23 protein-coding genes and 1 other RNA gene are annotated in these 23823 nt (G+C 61.8%); 10 read left to right on the top strand and 14 right to left on the bottom strand.

Annotated elements, in window-relative coordinates; genetic code table 11:
* Positions 1–7: 7 nt before the first annotated feature.
* On the bottom strand, positions 8–940 hold the full coding sequence (locus ACPS74_RS00250) for a ribose-phosphate pyrophosphokinase (protein WP_026222902.1): 933 nt from the start codon (positions 938–940) through the stop codon (positions 8–10).
* A 241-nt stretch (positions 941–1181) separates the two neighbouring features.
* Between ACPS74_RS00250 and mnmA the strand changes: the two genes are divergently transcribed.
* From mnmA to ACPS74_RS00225, 5 genes are all read left to right on the top strand, one after another.
* Entirely contained in the window at positions 1182–2414 is a 1233-nt protein-coding gene (gene mnmA / locus ACPS74_RS00245; protein WP_029648049.1) for a tRNA 2-thiouridine(34) synthase MnmA, read from the top strand.
* Entirely contained in the window at positions 2411–3133 is a 723-nt protein-coding gene (locus ACPS74_RS00240) for a class I SAM-dependent methyltransferase (protein ID WP_029648048.1), read from the top strand. Before mnmA ends, ACPS74_RS00240 begins: the two co-directional genes overlap by 4 nt.
* A gap of 164 nt (positions 3134–3297) precedes the next feature.
* A non-coding RNA gene (ssrS, locus tag ACPS74_RS00235) (6S RNA) lies at positions 3298–3452 on the top strand.
* 26 nt (positions 3453–3478) lie between these two features.
* Complete coding sequence (locus ACPS74_RS00230; protein ID WP_029648046.1) at positions 3479–4078, top strand: 5-formyltetrahydrofolate cyclo-ligase; 600 nt, start codon at positions 3479–3481, stop codon at positions 4076–4078.
* A gap of 191 nt (positions 4079–4269) precedes the next feature.
* Positions 4270–4650: a hypothetical protein gene (locus tag ACPS74_RS00225; RefSeq protein ID WP_029649763.1), complete on the top strand. Its 381-nt coding sequence runs from the start codon at positions 4270–4272 to the stop codon at positions 4648–4650.
* 78 nt (positions 4651–4728) lie between these two features.
* Here the strand turns inward: ACPS74_RS00225 and ACPS74_RS00220 are convergent, their stop codons facing one another.
* From ACPS74_RS00220 to ACPS74_RS00205, 4 genes are all read right to left on the bottom strand, one after another.
* Positions 4729–5682, bottom strand: coding sequence for a LysM peptidoglycan-binding domain-containing protein (locus ACPS74_RS00220; protein ID WP_029649760.1), 954 nt, complete (start codon positions 5680–5682; stop codon positions 4729–4731).
* Positions 5683–5766: 84 nt separating this feature from the next.
* A complete protein-coding gene (cobT, locus tag ACPS74_RS00215) occupies positions 5767–6789 on the bottom strand; it encodes a nicotinate-nucleotide--dimethylbenzimidazole phosphoribosyltransferase (protein ID WP_029649758.1) in 1023 nt (340 codons plus the stop codon).
* Positions 6790–6849: 60 nt separating this feature from the next.
* Positions 6850–8292 (bottom strand): cryptochrome/photolyase family protein, encoded by a 1443-nt coding sequence (locus tag ACPS74_RS00210; RefSeq protein WP_029649755.1) that lies wholly within the window; start codon positions 8290–8292, stop codon positions 6850–6852.
* Between the two features lie 147 nt (positions 8293–8439).
* Positions 8440–9786 (bottom strand): amino acid permease, encoded by a 1347-nt coding sequence (locus tag ACPS74_RS00205; protein ID WP_425622403.1) that lies wholly within the window; start codon positions 9784–9786, stop codon positions 8440–8442.
* Between the two features lie 387 nt (positions 9787–10173).
* Here ACPS74_RS00205 and ACPS74_RS00200 point away from each other — a divergent pair, with 387 nt between their 5' ends.
* The 5 genes from ACPS74_RS00200 to ACPS74_RS00180 all read left to right on the top strand — a co-directional run bounded on the left by ACPS74_RS00200 (position 10174) and on the right by ACPS74_RS00180 (position 15982).
* Positions 10174–10407, top strand: coding sequence for a hypothetical protein (locus tag ACPS74_RS00200; RefSeq protein ID WP_014890049.1), 234 nt, complete (start codon positions 10174–10176; stop codon positions 10405–10407).
* Between the two features lie 99 nt (positions 10408–10506).
* A complete protein-coding gene (locus tag ACPS74_RS00195) occupies positions 10507–12090 on the top strand; it encodes a glucan biosynthesis protein (protein ID WP_029649751.1) in 1584 nt (527 codons plus the stop codon).
* A gap of 144 nt (positions 12091–12234) precedes the next feature.
* Positions 12235–13464, top strand: coding sequence for a class I SAM-dependent methyltransferase (locus ACPS74_RS00190; protein ID WP_029649749.1), 1230 nt, complete (start codon positions 12235–12237; stop codon positions 13462–13464).
* A gap of 31 nt (positions 13465–13495) precedes the next feature.
* Positions 13496–15235, top strand: coding sequence for a methyltransferase domain-containing protein (locus ACPS74_RS00185; protein ID WP_029649747.1), 1740 nt, complete (start codon positions 13496–13498; stop codon positions 15233–15235).
* A gap of 30 nt (positions 15236–15265) precedes the next feature.
* Positions 15266–15982, top strand: coding sequence for an FkbM family methyltransferase (locus ACPS74_RS00180; protein ID WP_029649744.1), 717 nt, complete (start codon positions 15266–15268; stop codon positions 15980–15982).
* Positions 15983–16048: 66 nt separating this feature from the next.
* On the opposite strand, the gene ACPS74_RS00175 is transcribed toward ACPS74_RS00180, so the two are convergent.
* The 9 genes from ACPS74_RS00175 to ACPS74_RS00135 all read right to left on the bottom strand — a co-directional run bounded on the left by ACPS74_RS00175 (position 16049) and on the right by ACPS74_RS00135 (position 23709).
* Positions 16049–16963 (bottom strand): phytanoyl-CoA dioxygenase family protein, encoded by a 915-nt coding sequence (locus ACPS74_RS00175; protein WP_029649743.1) that lies wholly within the window; start codon positions 16961–16963, stop codon positions 16049–16051.
* 161 nt (positions 16964–17124) lie between these two features.
* Positions 17125–18171 (bottom strand): glycosyltransferase family 2 protein, encoded by a 1047-nt coding sequence (locus ACPS74_RS00170; protein WP_029649741.1) that lies wholly within the window; start codon positions 18169–18171, stop codon positions 17125–17127.
* Positions 18172–18215: 44 nt separating this feature from the next.
* Positions 18216–19643: a glycosyltransferase family 4 protein gene (locus ACPS74_RS00165; protein WP_036241691.1), complete on the bottom strand. Its 1428-nt coding sequence runs from the start codon at positions 19641–19643 to the stop codon at positions 18216–18218.
* A gap of 69 nt (positions 19644–19712) precedes the next feature.
* Positions 19713–20114 (bottom strand): hypothetical protein, encoded by a 402-nt coding sequence (locus ACPS74_RS00160; protein ID WP_029649735.1) that lies wholly within the window; start codon positions 20112–20114, stop codon positions 19713–19715.
* Positions 20115–20337: 223 nt separating this feature from the next.
* Positions 20338–22107, bottom strand: coding sequence for an arsenical pump-driving ATPase (gene arsA, locus ACPS74_RS00155; RefSeq protein WP_029649733.1), 1770 nt, complete (start codon positions 22105–22107; stop codon positions 20338–20340).
* A gap of 9 nt (positions 22108–22116) precedes the next feature.
* Positions 22117–22473 carry an arsenite efflux transporter metallochaperone ArsD gene (gene arsD, locus ACPS74_RS00150; protein ID WP_029649731.1) on the bottom strand — a complete coding sequence of 119 codons (357 nt, stop codon included), beginning with the start codon at positions 22471–22473 and terminating at the stop codon, positions 22117–22119.
* Positions 22474–22483: 10 nt separating this feature from the next.
* A complete protein-coding gene (gene arsC / locus ACPS74_RS00145) occupies positions 22484–22906 on the bottom strand; it encodes an arsenate reductase (glutaredoxin) (protein ID WP_029649728.1) in 423 nt (140 codons plus the stop codon).
* A gap of 46 nt (positions 22907–22952) precedes the next feature.
* Positions 22953–23447, bottom strand: coding sequence for an ArsI/CadI family heavy metal resistance metalloenzyme (locus ACPS74_RS00140; RefSeq protein ID WP_029649726.1), 495 nt, complete (start codon positions 23445–23447; stop codon positions 22953–22955).
* Positions 23416–23709 carry an ArsR/SmtB family transcription factor gene (locus tag ACPS74_RS00135; protein WP_239755346.1) on the bottom strand — a complete coding sequence of 98 codons (294 nt, stop codon included), beginning with the start codon at positions 23707–23709 and terminating at the stop codon, positions 23416–23418. The genes ACPS74_RS00140 and ACPS74_RS00135 overlap by 32 nt, the downstream gene beginning before the upstream one ends.
* Between the last annotated feature and the right edge of the window lie 114 nt (positions 23710–23823).

The raw sequence follows: 23823 nt of genomic DNA, 5'->3' as shown, positions 1-23823 counted from the left end.
GGAATGTCTAATCGAACAGGCTGGAGACGCTCTCTTCCCTGGCGGTTCGGGCGATCGCCTCGCCGATCAGATGGCCGATCGGAATGACGCGGATGTTCGGGGCGGATTCGACCGCGGCCGTCGCGCGGATCGTGTCGGTGACGACAAGCTGCTTGAGCTTCGAGTTGGCGATGCGCTCCGCCGCCGCGCCCGACAGCACGCCATGGGTGATGAAGGCGTAGACGGAGCCTGCTCCCGCCGCGAGCAGAGCTTCGGCGGCGTTGCACAGCGTTCCGCCCGAATCGACGATATCGTCGATGAGGATGCAGTTGTGGCCGCTCACGTCGCCGATGATGTTCATGACCTCGGAGTCGCCGGCGCGCTCTCGGCGCTTGTCGACGATGGCGAGCGGCGCGTCGATGCGCTTCGCCAGCGCCCGCGCGCGCACCACGCCGCCGACGTCCGGCGACACGACCATGACATTCTTGAGCTCAAGGTGGGACTTGATGTCCGCCACAATGACTGGCGCGGCGAAGAGATTGTCCGTTGGAATGTCAAAGAATCCCTGAACCTGGCCGGCGTGTAGGTCCACGGTCAGAACGCGGTCCGCGCCCGCCCGCGTGATCAGATTGCTGACAAGCTTGGCCGAGATCGGCGTGCGCGGCCCCTGTTTGCGGTCCTGGCGGGCGTAGCCGAAATAGGGAATGACCGCCGTGATGCGACGCGCCGAGGCGCGGCGCAGCGCGTCGATCATAATCAGGAGCTCCATCAGGTGGTCGTTGGCCGGCGCGGATGTGGACTGGATCACGAACGTGTCCTGCCCCCGCACATTCTCCAGGATTTCGACCCAGATTTCCTGGTCGGCGAAGCGGCGAACCTGGGCCCGACAGAGCTGAACGCCCAGGTGGGCGGCGATCGCCTCCGCCAGCGGCCTGTTGGAGTTGCCCGCCAGGAGTTTCATCGCCGCCATTTAAATCCATCCCCGCGCCTTAAACGCCGCGGCGTCATAGCAGCGATGGCGGCTGCGAACAATATGACGCAGGAATGTCGGATCTGCGAAAAACTTCGACAGGATTGCCTCTTGGACGGGTAATGCTCTAAATGGTGACAGCGGCCTCACCGATGCGCGGCGGGCCGGGGCTTTTGCGCCCTTCACCCATCTCGCCCCACTTTCCGTATAAAAACAGGCGTCGCTTCCGAAAATGACGAATAGCGTATCGGATCATGCGCCGCAGCCTTCCTCGCCGCGCGAGACGCGCGTCGTCGTCGCCATGTCGGGCGGCGTCGACTCCAGCGTCGTCGCCGCTCTGCTGCAGGAGCAGGGCTACGACGTCGTGGGCGTCACGATGCAGCTTTATGATCACGGCGAAGCCACCCACCGCAAGGGCGCCTGTTGCGCGGGGCGCGACATCCACGATGCGCGAAATGTTGCGGCGCGACTGGGCATTCCGCACTTCGTTCTCGATTACGAGAGCAAGTTTCGCGAGAAGGTGATCGACGAATTCGCCGCGAGCTACGCCAGCGGCGAGACTCCCGTGCCCTGCGTCGCCTGCAACCAGTTCATCAAATTCGCCGATCTCATGGAGACGGCGAAGGACCTCGGCGCGCACGCGCTCGCGACCGGCCATTACATTTCCGCTCGCGACGACGGACGCGGCGGCCGTGCGCTCTACCGCGCCAAGGATGCGGCGCGCGACCAGAGCTATTTCCTGTTCGCGACGACCCGCGAGCAGCTGCGGATGCTGCGCTTTCCGCTCGGCGACTATACCAAGGCCGAAGTTCGCGACATGGCCCGTCGCTTCGGACTCGAGGTCGCCGATAAGCCAGACAGCCAAGACATCTGCTTCGTGCCGACGGGGCGCTATACAGACGTCGTCGAGAAGCTTGCGCCAGCTTCGGTGGTGCCCGGCGAGATCGTGCACCTCGACGGCCGTGTGCTGGGACGCCACGCCGGCGTCATCCACTACACCATCGGGCAGCGCCGTGGCCTAGGACTGGGCGCAAAAGTCGCCGGCCGCGACGCGGAGCCGCTTTACGTCTTGCGCCTTGACGCCGCGAAGGCTCAGGTCGTGGTCGGCCCGCGCGAGGCGCTGGACACGCGCGCGGTGCAGCTCCGCGACGTGAACTGGATTGGCGACGGCGCGCTCTCTTCCCTGCCGCCTGAGGGCCTCGACATCATGGCGCGCGTGCGCTCGACGCGGCCGCCAGTCCCCGCGCGATTGATCCCGGGCGGGGAAGGCGGCGCGCTGGTCGTCTTCGCGGCAAGCGAATTCGGCGTCTCGCCTGGGCAGGCGTGCGTCTTCTACGACGCAGACGAAAATGAAGCGCGCGTGCTCGGCGGCGGATTTATCGCCGGGATCGAGCCTGCAGCAATGATGATGGCATCAAAGGCGCCGCCGCTGCGCGCCGCAGAAGTGCGAAGGGCGCCTCGATGAGCGAAGCAAGGAATTTTTTACGGGAAGTCGAAACGCTCGACAACGGCAATGTCGAGGCCGCCTATGCGCGCTGGGCGCCGATCTACGACCTGACGTTCGACATTTTGTTGAAGCCAGGCCGTCGCGCCGCCGCCGCGGCTGCGTCCAACACGCACGGACCGATCCTCGACGTCGGCGTCGGCACGGGACTTGAACTGCCGATGTTTGCGGCCAATACGCAGGTCGTCGGCGTCGATCTGTCGGAGCCGATGCTGCGCCGCGCCGCGCAGCGCGTGCGCCGCGAGCGTCTCGGCCATGTCGCCGGCCTCGTGAAAATGGATGCGACGCGCATGGCGTTCGCCGACGCGAGTTTCGGCTGCGTCGTGGCGCCCTACGTCCTCACGGTCGTGCCAGAGCCGCAGGCCATGCTCGACGAACTCGCGCGCGTGCTGCGTCCGGGCGGCGAGATCGTGCTCGTCAATCATGTGAGCGGCAAGGACGACGCCATCGCGCTGCTCGAGGCGTGGCTCGACCGCCATATGGCGCCGAAACTCGGCTGGCGCCCGCAATTTCCCTGGTCGATCATCGGCGACTGGATCGATCGGAACCCGCAGATGAGGCTCGTCGAGCGCCGCCCGCTGGCGCCCTTCGGTCTGTTTACGCTGACGCGGATCGAGCGTCTCCCAGTGGAGAGAAAAGAACGCGAAAGGTCCGCGCCAAGGGAGTTGGCGCTCGCCTAGAGCGTTTCCGATCACACGGACTCATGTGATCGATAAGGAACTGCTCAAATCGAAATTTGGAGCAGGTTCTAAACGAAAAAGTCCGTCGACTTTATCGGAACCTGCTCTGGCGAAACTCGCAGACGCCACTGGCGCCCGGCCGCGCATAGCGCTACATTCATTGGGCGGCGCTGCGGGGTGCGTGCAGGACTATTATTCCCCGGGGCCTTATCGATCCTTATGGGAGCTGTCCCTGGCCTCGCCCGTGGGCTTGGTCATATGGCGCCCACCTACGTTGTAGGTTCCCGGGATCGATGTCCCACGGCTCTTGTGGCCCGCACTCTTCTTCCCTGTTATTGCTCTCGCATGAGCGATTTGAAAGCCGAGCTGCGGCGCCGTTCGCTGGCGCGCCGCGATCTCATCGCGCCGCACGAAGCGCATGAGGCGGCCGCTTCCGTCGCGCGCCAGGGCGTCGCGCTCGTCGCCGGCATTGCGCGCGATGCGAAACTGAGCGCGCCGCCTGTCGTTTCCGTCTATTGGCCGATCCGCAGCGAGTTGAACACCCGACCGCTCATCGATGCCCTCACAGCCGCAGGTTTTTGCGTGACGCTGCCGGTCATGCACAAGGTCCGCCATCCACTGGTCTTTCGCGTCTTCGCGCCGGGCGACGACCTCGTCAAAGGGCCGTTCGGCCTGTCCGAACCCTCCGACGACAAGCCTGCATACGATCCCGATATTGTATTTTCGCCGCTCGCCGCCTTCGATCGGCGCGGTTTTCGGCTGGGCTATGGCGGCGGCATCTATGACGCCACGCTCTCGACCCTTCGCGCCAAAAAGCCGGTCGTTGCCGTCGGCGTCGCCTATTCCTGCCAGGAAGCCGACCATGTGCCGATCGAACCGCACGACCAGCGGCTCGACGCCGTCATGACCGAGCAGGAGACGCTGCGGTTCGCAACCTCCGCCTAGAGCGCGCTGCGAAAAAGTGGGAACCGGTTTTTCGCGTAGAGCGCGCTCTACACTTTGGGAGTCGATCACGATTATCTGCATTTGGGCGATGCGCCCAAATGCAGCGTGATCTAGGACGCGGAACCAATTAGAACGCAGCACGTTAACGTGCTGATGCGGACTATTTAAATTTCTTTTTCGGAGAGTTTGAGATGAAGGCTTGCTATACAGCGGCCGCCCTCACGGCGGCCCTCTTGTTATTTCCGGCCAGCGCGCAGGCGACCTGCCGGATTTTCCAGCATCGAGACTATGGCGGCTCCGGCTACACGCTCCACAATTTCGAGCGGATGAAGATGGTGCGCGGCGAAAGTCTCGGATGCACGACGAACGGCCACGGCGGCGGGTGTGAAAGCACGATCTACAATCCGTCGTGGAACGATCATGTTTCGTCGTTCCGCGTGAAGGACGGCTGCACGCTCACATTATGGCAGCACGTCAATCAGGGCGGCTCGAGATTTCGTTCGAACAGAAGCTACCGTTACGTGGGCGACCGTTGGAACGATCAGGCTTCCGAAGCGCTCTGCATGTGCTGATTGGGCGCGGACTCGTTCACAGGCGTCTCGGCGGTTCGACAAGAGCCGCCGAGAATTCGCGCCATATACTCCCTCACCTCATCGCGTCGGCGCCGACGGCAGGTTGACGAGCTGACCGGCGCGCAGCTTTTTCGACTTTAGATCGGGATTGCGCTCGGCGATCGCGCGCCATTTGCTGGTTTCGCCGTAGAGCCGCCTGGCGATCGATTTAAACGTGTCCCCCGCGCGCGCCGTATAAACTCCAGGGTCCTTCGCCGCGGTGGCCGAGGGTTCGACAGTCGCCTGGCCGACGGCTTGCGGGGCGTCCGCCGACGCGCTTTCTCGGCTCTCTGTCTTCGGCTCTTCGTTGGTCGCGGACCTATTGGCTTCCGCGGCGGGCTCCTCGCTGGTCGCGGTCTCGACGCTCGGGGCGGTCTCTTCGGTCCGCGCCTCCTGCTGCGCCGGATCCGCCTCCGGCCCGATATGCGCCGCTTGCGGTCCAGCGACGAGCAGAAAGGCGATCGCGATCGCCGCGGCCGCCAGCGAAGCTTCGGCGAGACCGCGACGGCGTTTTGGCATGAAGAGCGGCGGCCGCTCGCGATCGTTGGCCCCAGCAGACGGCGCGGGCTCCTGCGCCTCGCGGCCGCGCAGCCAGACGAGCGCCTCGAATATGAAATACAGGAACAGCGCCGCGGTCACCGGCGGCTTTCGGAATGAGTCCGGCGCAAACATGTAAGCGACGACGCCGAGCTGGATCAGCGCCGAAAGCCAGGGCAGCCCAATCGCGCCGAGCATCATGCGCCGACGCGCCGCAATGCCCGCGGCGAGAAGGAAAAAAACGAGGTAGACCCAAAGCAGGACGCCTTGTCTCTCGAACGTCCAGCCGAAGGCGGTCGCGCCCAATAGATAAAACAGCCCCAGTGCGGCGGCGGCATAGGCCGCGTGAAGCATCCGCTGCGGACCCAGGATTCGACTGAGATGAAAGGGCATCGCCGCCGCAAGCGCCGCCATCAAGACCACCGCCACGTAGGCGGATGAAATATTGGAGTTCATGTAACCGCGCTCCTCAGGGGTCGGTTTTGACTTCAATGCGCTGCGGATGTGACAGTTTCTTGAGTGGAAGCCGCCCTCCGTGAATCATTCCGATTTTTCCGATACGCCCGCGCTATCGAACGTGGCCATGTCGCTGTGACATGCAAGCGCCGCTTTGATCAGACCGATCGCGAGCGCCGCGCCTGAGCCTTCGCCAAGCCGCATGTCGAGATCGAGCAGCGGGCGTTTGCCAAGCCGCGTCAGAACGTCGCGATGCGCCCCCTCCGCCGAGACATGTCCCGCTAGGCAATGGGCGATCGACTCGGGCGCGATCGCATGGAGCAGCGCTGCGGCGGCGCAGGCGACATAGCCGTCAAGCACCACGGGAATGCGGTTGAGACGGGCGGCGGCGATGGCGCCCATCATCGCCGCGATCTCCCGCCCGCCGAGCCGGCGCAGGATTTCCAAAGGATCGGCGAGATCCCGCGCATGCAACGCCAGCGCGGCGTCGATTGCGGCGTTCTTGCGCGAAAGCCCGGCGTCGTCGACGCCCGTGCCGCGTCCTGTCCAGCGCGAGGCCGGCCCGCCGTAAAGCGCGGCATAGATCGCCGCCGCGCTCGTCGTATTGCCAATGCCCATCTCGCCCGGGGCGAGGAGATCGATATCGCCCTGGATCGCCTCCATCCCATAGGCGAAGGTCGCCGCCGCTTCGCGCTCGTCCATGGCGGGAGATTCAGTAAAGTCGGCGGTCGGCCGTTCCAGCGCCAGCTCATAGACCTTCAGGCCGACGCCATAGGACTTGCAGATCTGATTGATCGCCGCGCCGCCAGTGAGAAAATTCGCCACCATCTGTTGCGTGACGCTCGCCGGGAAAGCCGAAACGCCCTGCGCCACGACGCCGTGATTGGCGGCGAAAACCGCGACGAGCGGGCGCTCGATCGCAGGCGCCGCCCTGCCCTGCCAGGTTGCGAGCCATTCAACGATCTCTTCCAGACGACCGAGCGCGCCGGGCGGCTTGGTGAGCCGGCCGTCCCGCGCGCGGACCGCCTCCGCGGCTCGTAGATCGGGGCCGGGCAGCGCCGCCAATAGGATGCGGATTTCTTCAAAGGGATGAATGGCGTCAGACATGCCGCCGGCTTTACCGGGTCGCGGCGACATTGGCGAGCGCTCCGCCTCCTCGCAGCGCCGCTACGCTTCCCGCAACGAAGGTTGGGCCCGCACGGCCTCGAAAGAGGCGAGCGCGCGCTCCCGCGCCTGGGCATGGTCGACGATCGGATGGGGATAGGTGACGCCAAGCACGACGCCGGCCGCGCGCAAGACGTCGTCTGGCGCCGCCCACGGACGATGGATGTAGCGGACGTCGAGCCCCGCGAGCTCCGGTACGTAACGGCGCACATAAGCGCCGTCCGGATCGAATTTTTCACCCTGAAGCGCGGGATTGAAGATGCGGAAGTAAGGCGCGGCGTCGGCGCCGCAGCCCGCCACCCATTGCCAATTGGCGCTGTTGTTGGCGAGATCGGCGTCGACCAGCGTGTCCCAGAACCAGCGCTCCCCCTTCCGCCAGTCAATGAGCAGGTGCTTGATCAGGAAGCTCGCCGAAACCAGACGCGCGCGATTGTGCATCCAGCCCGTGACCCACAATTCGCGCATCGCCGCGTCGACGAGCGGATAGCCGGTCTGACCGTTCCGCCAGGCGTCGAGCGACGTCTCGTCGTCGCGATAGGGAAAGCGCTCGAAACTCCTGTCCAAAGGGCGGTCAGGCAGGTCCCAGTGGGAGATCAGCAAGTGATGGCAGAACTCCCGCCAGCCAAGCTCCCTCAGATAGGCTTCGCCGCCGATGCTCCCGGGGTCGCTGATCGCGTGCCAGACTTCGCGCGGCGACAATTCGCCAAAGTGCAGATGCGGGGAAAGCCTGGAGACGCCGACTCTGCCCATGAAGTCGCGTTCAACCTTGTAGTCGACCACGTGGTGGCGCGCGAAGTCTGCAAGTTCGGCGCGCGCGGCCGTCTCGCCGACGAGCCAGACCTTGCGCATGCCGATCGCCCAATCGGGGTTCTGGGGCAGCAGCCGCCACGCGTCGAGATCGTCGCTGTCGGGCGGAAGCGGCGCGGCGTGCAAAACCTCGGGCGCCGCAAGCGGCCGTTCCGGCATCGGCGCGGCGAGGCAGGCCCGCCAAAAAGGGGTGAACATGCGGAAGCTCTCGCCCTGTTTGGTGCGAAGCGTCTCCGGCTCAAAGAGCAGCGACTCATGGAAACAACGGGCTTCTACTGCATCGTCGGCCAGCTGCGCCTCGAGTTCGGCGTCTCGCCGGATCGCCCAAGGCTCGTAGAGCTTGTTCCAGAAGACGGCGCCGGCGCCGGTTTCGGCGATGATCTGCTCGAAGACATAGGGAGCGCGCCCGCGGCGCAGGGTCAGCGTCAGGCCCCTGCCGGCGAGGCTCTCGGACAGCGCTCTGAGAGAATGGTGCAGCCACCAACGCGCAGCGGCGCCGGTGCGCCATTCTCCGGGACTTTCATCGTCCAGGATGTAAAGGGCGACGAGCGGCGCTCCCGATCGTGCAGCCGCCAGAAGCGCCGGATTGTCAGAGATACGCAAGTCATTGCGAAACCAGACGATCGCCGGCGCATTCATATCGCGAGAACTCCGTTTGACATCCCGAAAGGTCACGACCCGATCATTCCGCTGCGACGAATGATCGGGACTAAGTCGTAACCTCGCCGGCCGCCAAGGGTTCCCCCGTCCGCGCTTTCAGTCCCTCAATCTCGTCGCGCCAGCCGCCTAATGGAGGCGTTTGGCGTGCTTGATGCCATAGAAGAGGTAGATGGCGACGCCGATGACGGTCCAGATCAGCAGCCGCAGCCACGTATCGAGCGGAAGCGCGACCATCAAGGCGAAACAGGACAAAATGCCTGCGATAGGCAGCCAGGGGGTCCCGGGCGCGCGGAACGGGCGGCGGAGTTCCGGGTGCATTCGACGCAGGCGCAGCAACGACAAGCAGACGAGCGCGAAAGCCGCCAGCGTCCCGATGCTCACCATTTCGCCGAGAATATCGAGCGGCAACAGACCCGCCGCGAGCGCCACGACCACGCCGACCAGAATCTGGCTTACGGCGGGCGTGCGCCATGCCGGGTGAAGCTTCGCGAAGATCGGGGGCAGCAGACCGTCATGCGCCATGGCGAAAAAGATCCGCGTCTGCCCATAGAGCAGCACCAGAATCGCCGTCGTCAGTCCCGCCAGTGCGCCGAGCTTCACCGCCCAGGCGAGCCACGAGACGCCGGTGCGATCCATGACGAGCGCCATCGGGTCCGGAACGCCCAGCTCCTTGTAGTTGACGACGCCGGTCGCCACCGCCGCCACGGCCACATAGAGTATCGTGCAAATGATGAGCGAGCCGATGATGCCGATCGGCACGTCCCGCTGTGGGTTATGCGCCTCCTGCGCCGCAGTCGAGACGGAGTCGAATCCGATATAGGCGAAGAACACCACCGAAGCGCCGCGCACGACGCCGCTCCAGCCGTAAGCGCCGAACTCGCCCGTGTTTTCGGGAATGAGCGGCGACCAGTTGGCGTGATCAATATGCGCAGCGCCAAACACAATCACCATCAGCACGACAGTGACCTTGATGGCAACGATGACGTTATTGAACAGCGTCGACTCGGAGGTGCCGCGCACGAGCAATGCGGTGAGCAGCAGGACGATCCCGGCGGCGGGAACGTTGAACAATCCATGCACGGCGCCGGGCGGCGCCCCGTGTGCCGTCGGATCGGCAAAAAAGGCGGTCGTCAGTTCCGGCGGCACATGTATGCCGAACCCTTGCATGACGCGATTGAAATAGCCGCCCCAGCCGACGGCGACCGTCGCCGCGCCGGCGGCATATTCGAGCACCAGATTCCAGCCGATGATCCAGGCAAAAATCTCGCCGAGCGTCACATACGTATAAGTATAGGTGCTCCCGGAGACGGGAATGAGCGACGCAAGCTCCGCATAGCAGAGCGCGACAAAGGCGCAGGCGAGCCCCGACAGCACGAAGGAGATCATGACGCCCGGCCCGGCGTAATTCGCCGCCGCCGTGCCGGTCAGCACGAAAATGCCGGCGCCGATGATTCCGCCGACGCCAAGCGACATCAGCGACGCCCAGCCCATCGCGCGCTTGAGGCCGTCTCCTCCGGCGGCGTGATCGTCGATGATCTTATGGACGGATTTGCGGCTGAGATAGCTCTTGCTGGCGGCTTGGAACAAGCGTCACCCTTTCGAATTCGCGACGTGGCGAGCGCGCCGCGCCTTCGGCGGCGCCGATTATCATTGCGGCGCCAAAACATACAAGCGGAAAGACTACGCGAAGCGAAACGCGATCGCGGCGCGCGTCAATTAGCGTTCCAGATCCATGACTTCGCCCTCGTCTGCGCCCCGCGGCGCGCGCCGTCGGCTTGCCTTGCAGCAGCCTTTGCTATAGCACGACGCGAGCGCGCGGCGTCGGCCGCCTGTTAAGGGGTCGAGCTCGAGAATGACGTCATGAGCCAGAAGCCCATCAATTATCTGCGCCTGTCGACGCTCGTCGCCGTGGCGATCTTAGTTGGCACCGAGCTTGTCGGCGCATCCTGGGCCGCGGGCTGGGCGCTGGGCGGGCTTTTTCAGCTTGATCCCCTCATCAGCCGCTCGCTCGAAATCATCTTCTCCCTCGCCGGACTCATCGGACTCTACTTCTTCATGCGGACCGCCATCCGCAATGAGCCGATTCGCGGCTAATAAGGGTCCTGCGCTTTAATGTCTCGCGCCCCCCGACAGGCTCGCGGCGGCGGTAGACCCAGGCGCGCATCTCCCAAACTTCGCAACAAGGACGCCGAGATGGTCGAGAAGCAGGATCGTCGCTCGTTTATCAAAGCGGCGGCGGCGACGAGCGCCTTGGGCGCCGTCGGCGCGCCCCGCAGCGAGGCGGCGACGAGCGTCTCCAATCTTCGGCTCGGCGAAGCGCGGCCATTCTCCTTCGAGACGCTCAAGCAGACGGCGCAGCGCCTTATCAAAGAGCCTTACCGCAAGCCGAATATCCCTGCCCCCGAGATCACCTCGCAGATCGACTACGAGAAGTGGGGACAGATTACCTACAACACCGATCACGCGCTTTTCGCCGACACCAAGGACCGCTTCCCCGTAGAGTTCTTCCACCTTGGGATGTTCTTCAAGAAAGCCGTGCGCATGAATGTCGTCGAAAACGGCGAGGCGCGCGAGGTTCTTTACGATACGAGCTACTTCAATATGCCGGCGGATTCGATCGCGCGCCAACTGCCGCCCGGCGCCGGCTTCGCGGGATTTCGCATTCAGGAGGCCAAGGACGGCGCGCTCGACTGGAAGAAAAACGACTGGGTGGCGTTTCTGGGCGCGTCATATTTCCGCGCAATCGGCGAATTGCGCCAGTATGGCATGTCGGCCCGCGGCGTCGCGCTCGATACCTGGCAGGCGGGGTCGAACGAAGAATTCCCTGATTTCACGGAAATTTACATCGGCCCGGAGACCGCCGACGGCGTCGTCCTGCATGCGTTGCTCGAAGGGCCGTCGATCGTCGGCGCCTATCGCTTCCTGATGACGCGCGGCAAGGGCGTCATCATGGACATCGACTGCTCGCTGCATTTGCGCGGCGCCTTTACGCGTTTTGGCGTCGCGCCGCTCACCTCGATGTTCTGGTTCTCGGAGACCGCGAAGCCGACGGCGATCGATTGGCGGCCCGAAGTGCATGATTCCGACGGGTTGAGCATGTGGACGGGCGCAGGCGAGCGCTTGTGGCGGCCGTTGAACAATCCGAACCGGGTCATGGCGTCGGCGTTTGGCGACAATAATCCCAAGGGCTTCGGCCTGATGCAGCGCGACCGCAATTACGATCATTATCTCGACAACGTCTTCTATGATCGCCGTCCGAGCGTCTGGATCGAACCCAAGGGCGATTGGGGCAAGGGCGCGATTCAACTCATCGAAATTCCGACGGATGACGAGATCCACGACAATATCGTCGTCATCTGGGCGCCCGAGAAGCCGGCCGTTCCCGGCGCCTCCTTCGAATATTCCTATCGGCTGCACTGGCTTGCGGACGAGCCCTACCCGACCAAACTCGCGCGCTGCGTCGCGACGAGGCTCGGCAACGGCGGCCAGCCCGGCAGGCCGCGGCCCAAGGGCGTCCGGAAGTTCATGGTGGAGTTTCTGGGCGAGCCGCTCGCGAAACTCCCCTTCGGCGTGAAACCCGAACCCGTGTTATGGGCGTCGCGCGGAACGTTCTCCTACGTCTTCACCGAAGCGGTTTTTGACAATGTGCCGGGCCATTGGCGGGCGCAATTCGACCTGACCGTGGAAGGCTCTGAGCCAGTGGAGATGCGCCTGTTCCTCAAGAACGGCGATGACGTGCTTTCGGAAAATTGGCTGTATCAGTATCACCCGCTCTAACGCGGGCGATTGACACTCCCGCCGTCTTCAGGCCAAGACTTCGGTGAGTTGCAAGAGGCATCATACGGAAGGCCTTCCTCGCCTCGTTCGCACCGCCTCTAAGGCTGCGGACGTTCATTCGCGAATGCGCCGGGAAATTGGACAATGACGAAGAGAATTACCAAGTGTCGCGTTAGCGGCTCCACCAATCTCGTCTCGGTTCTGGCGCTCGGCGACCAGGCGCTCACGGGCGTTTTTCCGAGCTCTCGCGAGACGCCTGTCACGGTCGGTCCTCTGGAGCTCGTCTGGTGCCCTGATTCAGGCCTGCTGCAGCTCGCGCACAGCTATGAGGCCAGCGAGATGTATGGCGAGAACTACGGTTATCGCTCGGGCCTCAATCAGTCGATGGTGCGACACCTGACCCAGAAGATCGCCCATCTTGAGCGATTCGCCGATCTCAAGCCCGGCGACGCGGTGCTCGACATCGGCTCAAACGACGCGACGTCTCTCAAGGCCTATACGACGTCGAGCTTGGCGCGCATCGGCATTGATCCCACCGGCGCGAAGTTCCGACAATATTATCCAGACGATATCAAGCTCGCGCCGGAGTTCTTCTCTTCACAGGCGTTTGAAAAGCTCTCGCCGAAGCGGGCGAAGATCGTCACGTCAATCGCGATGTTCTACGATCTCGACGATCCCGTCTGGTTCGCCCGCGAAGTCGCCAAAGCGCTCGCGCCCGACGGGGTATGGCATTTCGAGCAGAGCTATATGCCGTCAATGCTGCGGCTCACCTCCTACGACACGATCTGCCACGAGCACATCGAATATTACTCGCTGGGGGTCATCGAGAAAATTCTCGGCGCGGCCGATCTCCAGATTCTCGACGTGCAGATGAACGCGGTCAACGGCGGCAGTTTCGCCGTCACCGCCGGCCACAAGAACGCGCAGCGCAAGCGCAATCTTGCGGTGATCGACTGGCTGTTGGCGCAAGAGGAGCGGATGGGGCTGAACACGCCTCGTCCCTACCGCGATTTCGAAGATCGCGTCTTCCGCCATCGCGAGGACCTGCGCCGCCTGCTGCGCGCGCTCAAGGACGACAACAAGCGCATCCTCGGCTACGGCGCCTCGACCAAGGGCAATGTGGTGCTGCAATTCTGCGACATCGGCCCCGACCTCGTCGAGGCGATCGCCGAGGTCAATCCCGACAAATTCGGTTGCTTCACGCCCGGCTCACATATCCCGATCGTCTCGGAAGCCGAGGCGCGGGCGATGAAGCCGGATTACTTCCTCGTGCTTCCCTGGCATTTCAAGGACGGGATATTGGCGCGGGAGCAGGAATATCTCGCCAGCGGCGGCAAGATGATCTTCCCCTTTCCGGAGATCGAGATCGTCTGATTGACTCAACGCACCGTCTTGGAGTGAAGCAATGCTAAAGGGCCTCCTTGTATCACACAAAGGCGAACATTGCGGCGTCTATCAATACGGCCGGAACTTGTTTGACGTCTTGACGAAAGATCAGACGATCAACTGGTCTTATGTAGAATGCGCGGGATTCGAGGAATTGAAGACCGCCGTTCACGACGCGAAGCCCGACGTCATTCTCTTCAATCATCATCCTAGCACGATGAATTGGCTTACGACGGCGCCGATGTCGGAACTCGGCGCGACGCTCTTTGGCGTTCTCCATCAGGTGACCCAGGAAATCGCCGACGGCGCGAGTGTCGCACCGTTCGACTTCCTCATTTGCCTCGATCCGACGCTCGTTCCCCGCAATCCCGCGTTACTGCGCGCGCCGCGGTTTCTTCCAGCCCGTCCGGCAAAGTCACCGCAGCCGCCCGAGGTTTTCACGATCGGCTCCTTCGGCTTCGCGACGCCGGGAAAAGGATTCGACCGGCTCTGCGAACTGGTGAACGACCAATTCGACCGCGCCGTGATTCGAATCAACCTCCCCCCGCATGATGACCCCAGCATCGTCCCTGAATCCCGCTTCGCCGAAACTGTCGAGAAATGCAGTAAAGCAATCACCAAACCCGGTATTGAGTTGCAGGCGACGAGCCATTTTTTTGACAATGCGCAGATCGTTGAATTCCTCGCGTCGAATACGATGAATGCTTTCGTCTATGACGACATGTCATCCGGCATATCAAGTTGCGTCGACTTTGCTTTGGCGTCGGGACGACCTTTCGCATTGACGCGCTCGGCGATGTTTCGGCACATGTTTCACGTTAATCCTTCGATCTTCATCGAAGATCGCGACCTGATCGATATCGCCGAAGGCGACACGTCCATGCTCAAAGCGCTGCGCGACGCCGCTGCTCCGGAGAAGGTGGCGGCCGAATTGAACCGGTCCATGATCGGCGCGATGAGAGCGCGCGAGGCGAGCCGCGCCACGCCCGATCGACGCGGCTTTAACAAGATTCTCGACGATCGCTCGCGGGCCGCTTATAGCGACGCGATCAGCGATCTTGCACAACATGTCCCAGACATGCTCGCCCGTAAGATCGAACGCGCGAATATTCAGCAAGGCTTTGCGCTCGACACCGCTCAGCGTTTTCTGGCCGAATGCCCTAACGCCCGCATCTTGGCGGCAGGCTCCTTTGAAGACACCGCCGTCGCGACGCTCTGCGAGCAAGGCTACCGGATCGATGAGATCGACCCGAACGTCAATGGAATGACGTTGCTCGATTTCTATCGCTCTCCCGGGGCCCGGCTAGGTTCCTATGACCTATGCCTGAGCGTATCGGTTCTGGAACATGTGGCGGATGACGAGCAATTCGTCCGCATTATCAGCGAATTTCTCCGACCGGGCGGCCTCGCGGTGCTGACGGTGGATTTCAAGGAAAGCTGGCGACCGGGACAAATCAAGCCGATCGTCGATCACCGCCTGTACACGACTCATGATTTGCGTGACAGGTTGATCAACGCCATGGGAGAATGCGCGCTTGTCGACCCGCCAATCTGGGCCGAAGGGATCGAAGATTTTGAGTATGAAGGCAGCGAATACGGCTTCGCGGGCTTCGTGTTCAGAAAACTCGACGCCGACTCCGTTCGCATGGCGAACGCGCAACCTGTTTGGCGGGAATTGCTCACGCAATCGCCAGCGTCGAGCATTCCTCGAGAGGACAAGATGACCGCCATCAAACGCATTTTTGGCGTCGGGCGGTGAATTGACAATCAAACCACAGGGCGGGACTCCATGACGGCCGAAAAAGACGTGGACATCCTGGTCCACGATAAATTCTTCAAGGATAAGAGCGAGCCGGGCGTGTTCGTCGAGGTTGGCGCCGCCCTACCCGATTATCTGTCCATCAGCGCAAGGTTTCGCGACCTTGGATGGAAAATCATCGCGATCGAGCCAAATCCGGAATTTTGCCAGGCCCATCGAAGCCGCGGGCACCAGATCTATGAATACGCCTGCAGCGACGTCGACGCCGACGACATGGATTTCTTCGTCGTCGACTCTCAGGGCGCCGATTACCTGGGCGGCTCGGTTTCTTTCGAGTCTTTCTCGTCTCTCGGCATAAAAGACGAGTTCGCCGAACTACACGAAACCGTCAAGAACAACACGCGCGTCAAGACCGTGCCGGTCAAAGTGCGGCGGTTAGACACCATTTTGAAGGAACATGAGCCCGAAATCGATCATATCGACATACTCGCGATCGACGTCGAAGGCTGGGAGCTGAACGTATTGCGAGGACTGTCGCTGGAAAAGTATAATCCCAGCGTCGTCATCCTCGAAAACCTCTTTAATAAGGACGAGTACGTCGAGTTCATGAAAAAAGCCGGCTACGCCATGTGGAGTCGCCTTGAGCCAAATGACGTCTATGTCGCGAAAAGCTTCGCCAATATTGAGGAACCGAGAAAGCCTCTATGGACTCGCCTGTTAGACTTTGTGGCGAAGCTTAAAAAATGACGGGTCGCGCTGAACGTGCGCGGCGCCGTTTACGGCACGGCCCACACGGCCAAAAATCCGAGCGCGCTATTCCACCCTTTTTTCATAGGCCGCCCAAAGCCGATCGCCCAATCGCGTTAGAGACTTGGCCTTTGAGTATTTTCCGAGCGTCGACAGGGTTTCTGCGGATTTTTTAAGGACGGAGGCTGGGACGTATCGCTTGACGACTGCGGGTAGCTCTTCTTGCGCGTCGCCTGCGTTCAAGCCGGAGATCAAGCGCTGCCTTGATGGCGGCGAGTTTTCAACGAACTGCTTTGGCCATTCCGTTACGCGGCCTATATGGCGCGCCCAAGCCGCCCTGTAACTACAGAACAATATGTGCTGCGTGTATCCGGAAACGTTCGAACCGCCGGCATGCACGGTGTTATGCAAAAATAGAATGGCGTCGCCCGCTTTCGCCAACAATGTGACAGCCTCCTCCTTCAGGCTCTCCATGTCCGTTCCAGGCTCAAGGTGAAAGTAATTGTGACTGCCGGGCACAACCGCGAATGGGGCGTGCTCGAACGTCATATCACTCAAGTAGCAAGCGACATTGACCCATAAGGCGTTGGAATTCCGGTAGTCGCCCTCGCGCTCCAAGATGCCGTAGTCAACATGCAACGCCGTCCGATGAGGAGTGCTGACGCCTTGCTTGGAATGCTTGGGGACATAAGCGCCTTTAAAGCAGATGAAGTTGGAGCCGAGAATACTCGTGAGCGCTGAAACAAGCTTTGGATGATCGACCATCGGCGCAAAGGACGGCGCGGAACAGAAGGCTTCGCTCATATCGATTTTCTTTTCGGCGAGTCCGTACTGCTCAATTTCCTTGTGCATTAAATCGACTTCTTCGGGGGTAAAAAGCTGAGGGATCACCAAGAAGCCGTTCTTCGCAAAGAACGCGCGTTGGTCGGCTGCACTCATCGCCGCCCAGTCATACTGAAAAATGTTCTTCGGAATCTCCATCTTTACTTCTCCAACCGCTGGCTCGCTCCGCAACTTAGCGGAAAACATGTCCGACCGCCAAACTCGAGGCTACGCACGACGAGAGTAGGGATAAGCGTCGTCTGACAGCGCATTTGTAGTTTTGCTCGTCTCAAAACATTGTTGCTTGCGTGAAGTGGTCATCAAGCGTGCCGTTCGTCCATCTTTCCGTTCGGCGATCTCTGTTTCTCATGATGCGCGCTGAGTTCAGGCTGTTGACGTCTGAAGCGCTCAGCCGACATCGTCGCATAGGCGAATTTCGCGCGCAGATTGCCGATTGAAAAATCGGAATAGACCTTTTTCATCAGGCTATCCATCAGCGTGCGGCTTTCGCCCGCCGGATTGACGAAGCACATGAATTTGCCAAGCTGCATCGCCAGCGGATGGAACTCATGTCTGATCACGCGCCGCACGTGGAAAGCCTCGATGCTGTCGTGGCCGAAGAAGTGGTCGGCGATATTGTGGAATCCGTCGATGGCGATGCGATAGCGATTGACCATGCCGCCGCCTGCGAAGGAGTCATTGTCTGGGCGCCGGTCCAGCAGCGCGCCAGAGAGAACTTTGATGCTCAAGCCGCCGGGCATCAGTTCGAAAAAGCGCGCCACATGCCCCCAGCAGCTGCCGACGAATTTTTCATTGAGCGGCACGCGATTCCACGTCGAGCGCTTCACGATGATGCCGCCGATGAAGCTCAAGAATGCTTCGGTGTTGACCGCTTTGCTGAAATAGTCGTGGCGGCTGCGCGGATCCGAAAGCTCGAAGACGGCGCCGTCCTCGCACGCGACGGTCGGATATTCGGTCCAGCTGTCGTGATAAAAATAATACTCCATGTGCTTGCACAGATAGAGATCATGGCCGCTTTGAATTTCGTTGAGCGCGCGACGCAGCGCGCCCGGCCGCATGATGTCGTCGCCGCTGAACAGCCAGCAATAATCGCCGGTCGCGGGCTCAACGGACTTCGCCATGTCGCGGTCGATGCCGCCTTTCTGAGGCTGACGCACATATTTGATATTGGGATGCTTGCGCTCGTAGCCCGCGAGAATTTCCGCGGTGTTGTCGGTCGAAGCGCCGTCGAGGATGACGATTTGCACCTCATCCCCACCGTCCTGCCCAAGGATCGAATCGAGAGTTTCAGGAATGAATTTCGCGAAATTATAGATGGGAATGCAGATGGAAAGGCTGGCGGTCATCGACGCAAGATCCCTACGAGAGAGTTGAGAGCCCTCGCTGCGCTTCAATCGGCCGGAAGATAGGCGGAAGCGGTCGTTGAGGCAACGCGGCGATCCGCCACTTCATTCGGGGGCTCCAGAACCTTGCCGAGTTCGACGGCGTCGATCTGATAGCGATCTCCCCGCACCATTGAGACGAGACGTGCGGCCGATTGTCGCCAGGTCGTGACCGTCGGGGCTTTCATCTCTCTTACTTCAACGAGCGCTTCACGCACGCGCTCGGCGAGCGCTTGCGCGTCGAGCACATCGAAATAGACAGTCCCGTCGCCGCCGACTTCGCGGAAAACCGGGATATCGCTTGCGATCACCCGCGCGCCGTGATGCGCGGCTTCGATCAGCGGCATGCCGAAGCCCTCGACGAAGGATGGAAAGATCAAACCCCGCGCGCGCGGATAGAGGTGCGAAAGATCGGCGTCGCTCGCATTGTCGAGCCAGAACAGCCGGCGTCCGTATTCGCTGTGCTGTCTTATACGGCGTTGCAGCGCCCGCGTGTTCCAACCCGGCCGGCCGACGATCACGTAACGCGTCTCGCAGCCTTCCGACCAAAGTCGTTCAAACGCGTCCAAAGCGATGGGATAGGCCTTGCGCGGCTCGAGCGTGCCGACGCTCATGAAGAACGGCGTCGGCGCTGAAGCGATCTGCTCGACGGCCTTTGAGGGCGCTTCCTGAGCCCCAGCGCTAAAATCGGCGCCAAGCGGCCACCAGCCGATCCGCATAGTCGCGGGCGTCGCGAGACCCTGTTCCCGCACGTAGTCCACGAGGTCCCTTGCGACGCTCTGCGAAATGCAGACGATGGCGTCGCATTGCAGCAGCACCTTCTCGAACCAGGGCGTGAAGGGCGCGCTGTTCTTTAAGGCGGTCGCGGCGGGATAACGCAAGGGGATGAGATCATAGAGGCCGCCGACGACTTCGGCGCCAACCTCATGCGCTGCGCTCAAGAGCGGCGGATATTCCTCGACGAAGCCCCATCCGGAGTCGAGCAAGAGCAGCGTGTCGCCCGATTGCAATTCAACCGCGTCTGGCAAATTGTCGTGCTGAAAATGGCCATACAAGCGGCCCGCTTCCAGATAGACTGGAAGCGCTTCGCCGCTTTCGACGCAGGCGCGCGCGATTTCACGCACCACGCGCTGGACCCCGGTATGGCCGCGAAAGCGATGCGTCGCCGTCATATCGATGAGCAGACGATTATGCGCCGCTGGCGGCGGGATGACGCCTTGGAGGCGCGTGCGCAGCGCCTGCGCTTGAGCGGCGTCCGGCGCGCGCCAGCGCCCATCGTGCAGGCGGCTCAGCCCGAGCAGGCGAGAGAGCGTCCAATAAAGCTCCAACGCCTTGGCGTAGATGAGACGAATGCGCGGATCGACGTCATACTGCTCGATATCGCTCAACTCGCGATGCAACTCCTTGAGCAGATAGGCGTCGATCTCCTCCTTCATTCCCGCTCTCCGCAGTTCGCTCGCGCCGCCTTCGCCTTGCCGCCTTTTCGGACGGATCTCGCAAGAAAGCTAAAGCGTGCGGCCAACGGCCGCTCTGCTGGAAGGCATCGGAAAAATCACGATATTTCCGCCCTGCCCGGATGCGGCGATCACCGCCGCCGCGATGTCCGCCGACGCTTCGCTCACGCAGCGCCGCAAAAATGAATCGGCGACGCCTTCGTAATTCATGCTCAGCAAGTCATGCGCGCATTGTTCTGCGCGCACGAGCGAGATTTCCGCCAATGGCGGGACAGGATCAGCGCTCGACAGATTGGAGAGTGCGTTCAACTCGCATTCAAGCGCTCGACGCGCGAAATCCGGCAGCGCCGCAAGCACTTGGCGCTCGAAATGGGTCCGAAGCTTATTCGCGGCGTCGTCAAAGAATGCACAAGCTTGGCTGTCCGCCGAAAGCTTAGCATTATTCGCATTCATCCTACATCCTTCCCGAAGCGCAAAGTCTAGGCTTTAAGACACAAGCAAGACGGAAGCTTTTTTGCTCCGGCATCTACCTCAAATACACAATTACGGCAAACAAAAGGAGACGCTAAAATTATCGAGCCAGCGGGCGCTTAGGCGCGGCCCGGCTATGGACGTGTGGCGACAAGCGAAGCGGCATCTACGGTTGCATGAAACTGAGATGTCAGCTCAAGACGTTTTACGCTGGTTCAGTCGCATAGCCCGCCAGTTCGAGAAGACGCCGCACGCCGACCGGCTCTTCGCTTAGCAGCGGCACGACGGCGTAACGGCGCGCATGAGTTGTCGCCACTTTCTCAACCTCGAGCAGTTCATTTTTGGCGCGCTGACGCAGCAAGGGAGAATGCGGACGCGCCGCCGCGACGCTGTTATTGATGACCCACGCCCAAGGCTCGATCCCGGCGCGGCGCAAATCGGCTTGCAGGTTGGCGGCTTCCAAGATGGGCGTCGTTTCCGCGAGCGTCACGAGCAAAACTTTGGTTCTACGCGCGTCCTGTAGCTGCATCATCGGCGTGGTGTAATGCGCGCCCTTGGCGTCCAGCATCCGCGCGACCTCACGATGATAGGCGCCCGTCGCGTCGAGGAGCAGCAGCGTGTGGCCGGTCGGCGCGGTGTCCATGACGACGAACTTCTCGCCCGCTTCGCGGATGACGCGCGAGAACGCCTGAAAGACGGCGATTTCTTCCGTGCAAGGAGAGCGCAAATCTTCTTCGAGCAAAGCCCGTCCTTGCGCGTCGAGCGCCGCGCCTTTCGTTCTCAGCACCTCTTGCCGGTAGCGTTCGGTTTCCGCGTGCGGATCGATGCGGCTCACGGTCAGATTGTCGAGCGAACCATGCAGCGTTTCGGCGAGATGCGCGGCAGGGTCGGAGGTGGTGAGATGGACGGGCAGTCCGCGATGCGCCAACTCGACGGCGACCGCCGCCGCAAGCGTCGTCTTGCCGACGCCGCCCTTGCCCATCAGCATGACGAGGCCATGACCATCGGCGGCGATGCCGTCCACCAGTTCCGAAAGGCTTGGCGCGTGCAGCTCGACAGGTTCGCCGACCGCCGTTTCGATGTGCGTCGGCGTCGCAACGAGGAGCTGACGCAATGCATCAAGTCCGACGAGATTGAACGGCTTCAAAGGCACATAGTCGCGGGGCAAGCTGCGAAGCGCATCGGGCGTCGCCGCCAAAGCAGCCTGCTCGCGCGCGTAAAGGGCGGCGGCGAGCGCATCGAGCGCCGCCTCTTCCTTCGGCAGTAGACCATTCACTACGAGGAATTGCTGATTGAGGCCGATCGCCGCCAGCTCCTCATGCGTGCGCGCGGCTTCACGCAGCGCGGAGTTTTGCGCACGGGCGACGAGGATCAGGCGGGTGCGCTGACCGTCGGCCAAAGCGGCGACCGCGGCGCTGTATTGGGCGCGCTGCTTTTCCAGTCCGGCAAGCGGACCGAGGCAGGAGGCGTCGCCTTTCCCCGCCTCAAGGAAGCCGCTCCAGGCGACGGGGAGCTGCAACAGGCGGATGGTGTGGCCGGTCGGGGCCGTATCGAAAATAATATGATCGTATCCCGATGTAATGGCTTTGTCCGTCAACAGCGCGGTGAATTCGTCGAAGGCGGCGATTTCCGTGGTGCAGGCTCCGGAAAGCTGCTCTTCGATGCCCTTCACCACGGCTTCGGGAAGCTTGCCGCGCACGGGGCCGACGATGCGGTCGCGATAGGCTTGCGCGGCGGCCTGCGGGTCGATTTCCAGCGCGAACAGGTTCGGCACGGCGTCAATCGCCGTGATTTTATCGCCGATGCCGACCCCAAACACCTGCCCGACATTGGACGCCGGATCGGTGCTGACAAGCAGCACGCGGCGTCCGGCTTCAGCGAGTTCTATCGCCGTCGCACAGGCGATCGACGTTTTCCCGACGCCGCCTTTGCCCGTGAAGAAGAGGAAGCGCGGAGCCTGTTCAACAAACTTCATGTCGACCTTTCAGCAGCGCGATGAACCGCTACAGCACGCGCCTGATTTCGCTTCCTCTACCTTTTTGACGCCCGCCCAGCGCGCAAGTTCCTCGCGGTTCGGATAGCGTCCGGCGAGCGATATCTCGCCATCAATGAGGATCAGCGGCAGAGCTTCCTGCCCCGAGCGTTCGAGGAATGCCTTAACGGTCGCATTTTCAGCAAAGACCATTGGCTCCTGAGCGAGATTGAAGCGCTCGATGCGCGCGCCGTTCTGCTTCGCCCATTCAACGTCGGCAGAGAAGGTCACAAGCGCCTGATTGGTCTCAACGCCGCAGACGCCGGTGCTGCAGCACAGGGCGGGATCAAAAACTTGAATGGTCGTCATATTCGTCCTTTCAGGATTGAGGTTGAGCAGCTCTGCCGACGACGACTTCGCCATCTTCCTTGGTGAATTCGCCAATGGCAGGATTGGGGAGGATGTCGAGCACGGCTTCCGAGGGACGGCACAACCGTGCGCCCTTCGGCGTTACGACGATCGGACGATTGATGAGGATCGGATGTTCGAGCATGAAGCCGATTAATTCCTCTTCCGTCCACTTTGGATCGCCAAGGCCGAGCGCCTCATAGGGCGTGCCTTTCTGGCGCAGCAGATCGCGCGCTGAAATGCCCATGGCTTTGAGCAGCTCAACAAACCGCTCGCGCGTTGGCGGGTCTTTCAGATATTCGATGACGACCGGCTCTTCGCCGCTTTGGCGGATCATCGCGAGCGTGTTGCGCGACGTGCCGCAGGCGGGGTTGTGATAGATCGTGATGGTCATCGCTCAGGCGTCCGTTTTGTGGCCATGGCTTACGCGTGAAACGGTCTCAGTCGTTCAGAGCTCCAGAACAACAGGCGGCTTCAGTCACAGGCGCTGGCTTCGCGCCGCAGCAGGCGGAGGACTCCCCCTTAGCGGCGCTCGCGCGGAATCCCGCAAGCGCCACGTCGTCGCCGTAAATCGTGCTTTCGCCGGTCGTCAGGAAGGACTCCCACAACAGCCCTTGCGGGTCGGACGTCCATGCCTTCTCCGATTTGGCGTAGCAGCAGGTTGTCGCGCCCTCTTCCAGCACCGGCCGTTCGGCCTGTTGCAGGCGCTGATAGACTTCTTTCAGCTCTTCCGGCGTCTCGACCTCGATCCCGAGATGATCGACGCCAGCCTCTCCGCCGCGCGACGATATCGCGAAGTTCACGCGCGGATCGTCAAGTATCCATTTCGCATAGTCGGGTTTGGCGACGGTCGGCGCCGACCCGAAAAGCGCGCTGTAAAACCGGATGGAGACCGCAAGCTCATCAACGGACAGGTGTACGTGCAGGCGTTTCATGGCTTCCCTTTGGCTGGCAAGTTGAAGGAGCGGCGGCCTCGCATGAGGCTGCAGCGCCTTGGCAGCAATTCTCGGTCATGTAGGCGAGCAGCGCGTTCATGACCGGATAGACCGCCGAGTAGATCAGCGACCGGCTTTCGCGCCGGAAGGTCACAAGGTCCGCGTGTTTGAGCTGGCTCAGATGGAAAGACAGCGTCGCCGGCGGGAGCGCGAGCCGCTCGCCGATTTGTCCCGCAGCAAGCCCCTTAGGTCCGGCTTGCATGAGCAGTCTGAAAATATCGAGCCGCGTTTCCTGGCCGAGCGCGACAAGGGCGGCAATGGCTGCCTGCTTTTCCATATTTCCAATATGGTCGAAACATAGATCGCGTCAATACCG

It is taken from the genome of Methylocystis sp. SB2, from assembly GCF_049817085.1.
In the GTDB taxonomy this organism is placed as follows: Bacteria; Pseudomonadota; Alphaproteobacteria; order Rhizobiales; family Beijerinckiaceae; genus Methylocystis; species Methylocystis rosea.
The sequence above is the reverse complement of the archived record's forward strand: the minus strand, read 5'-3'. Positions and strand labels throughout refer to the sequence as shown.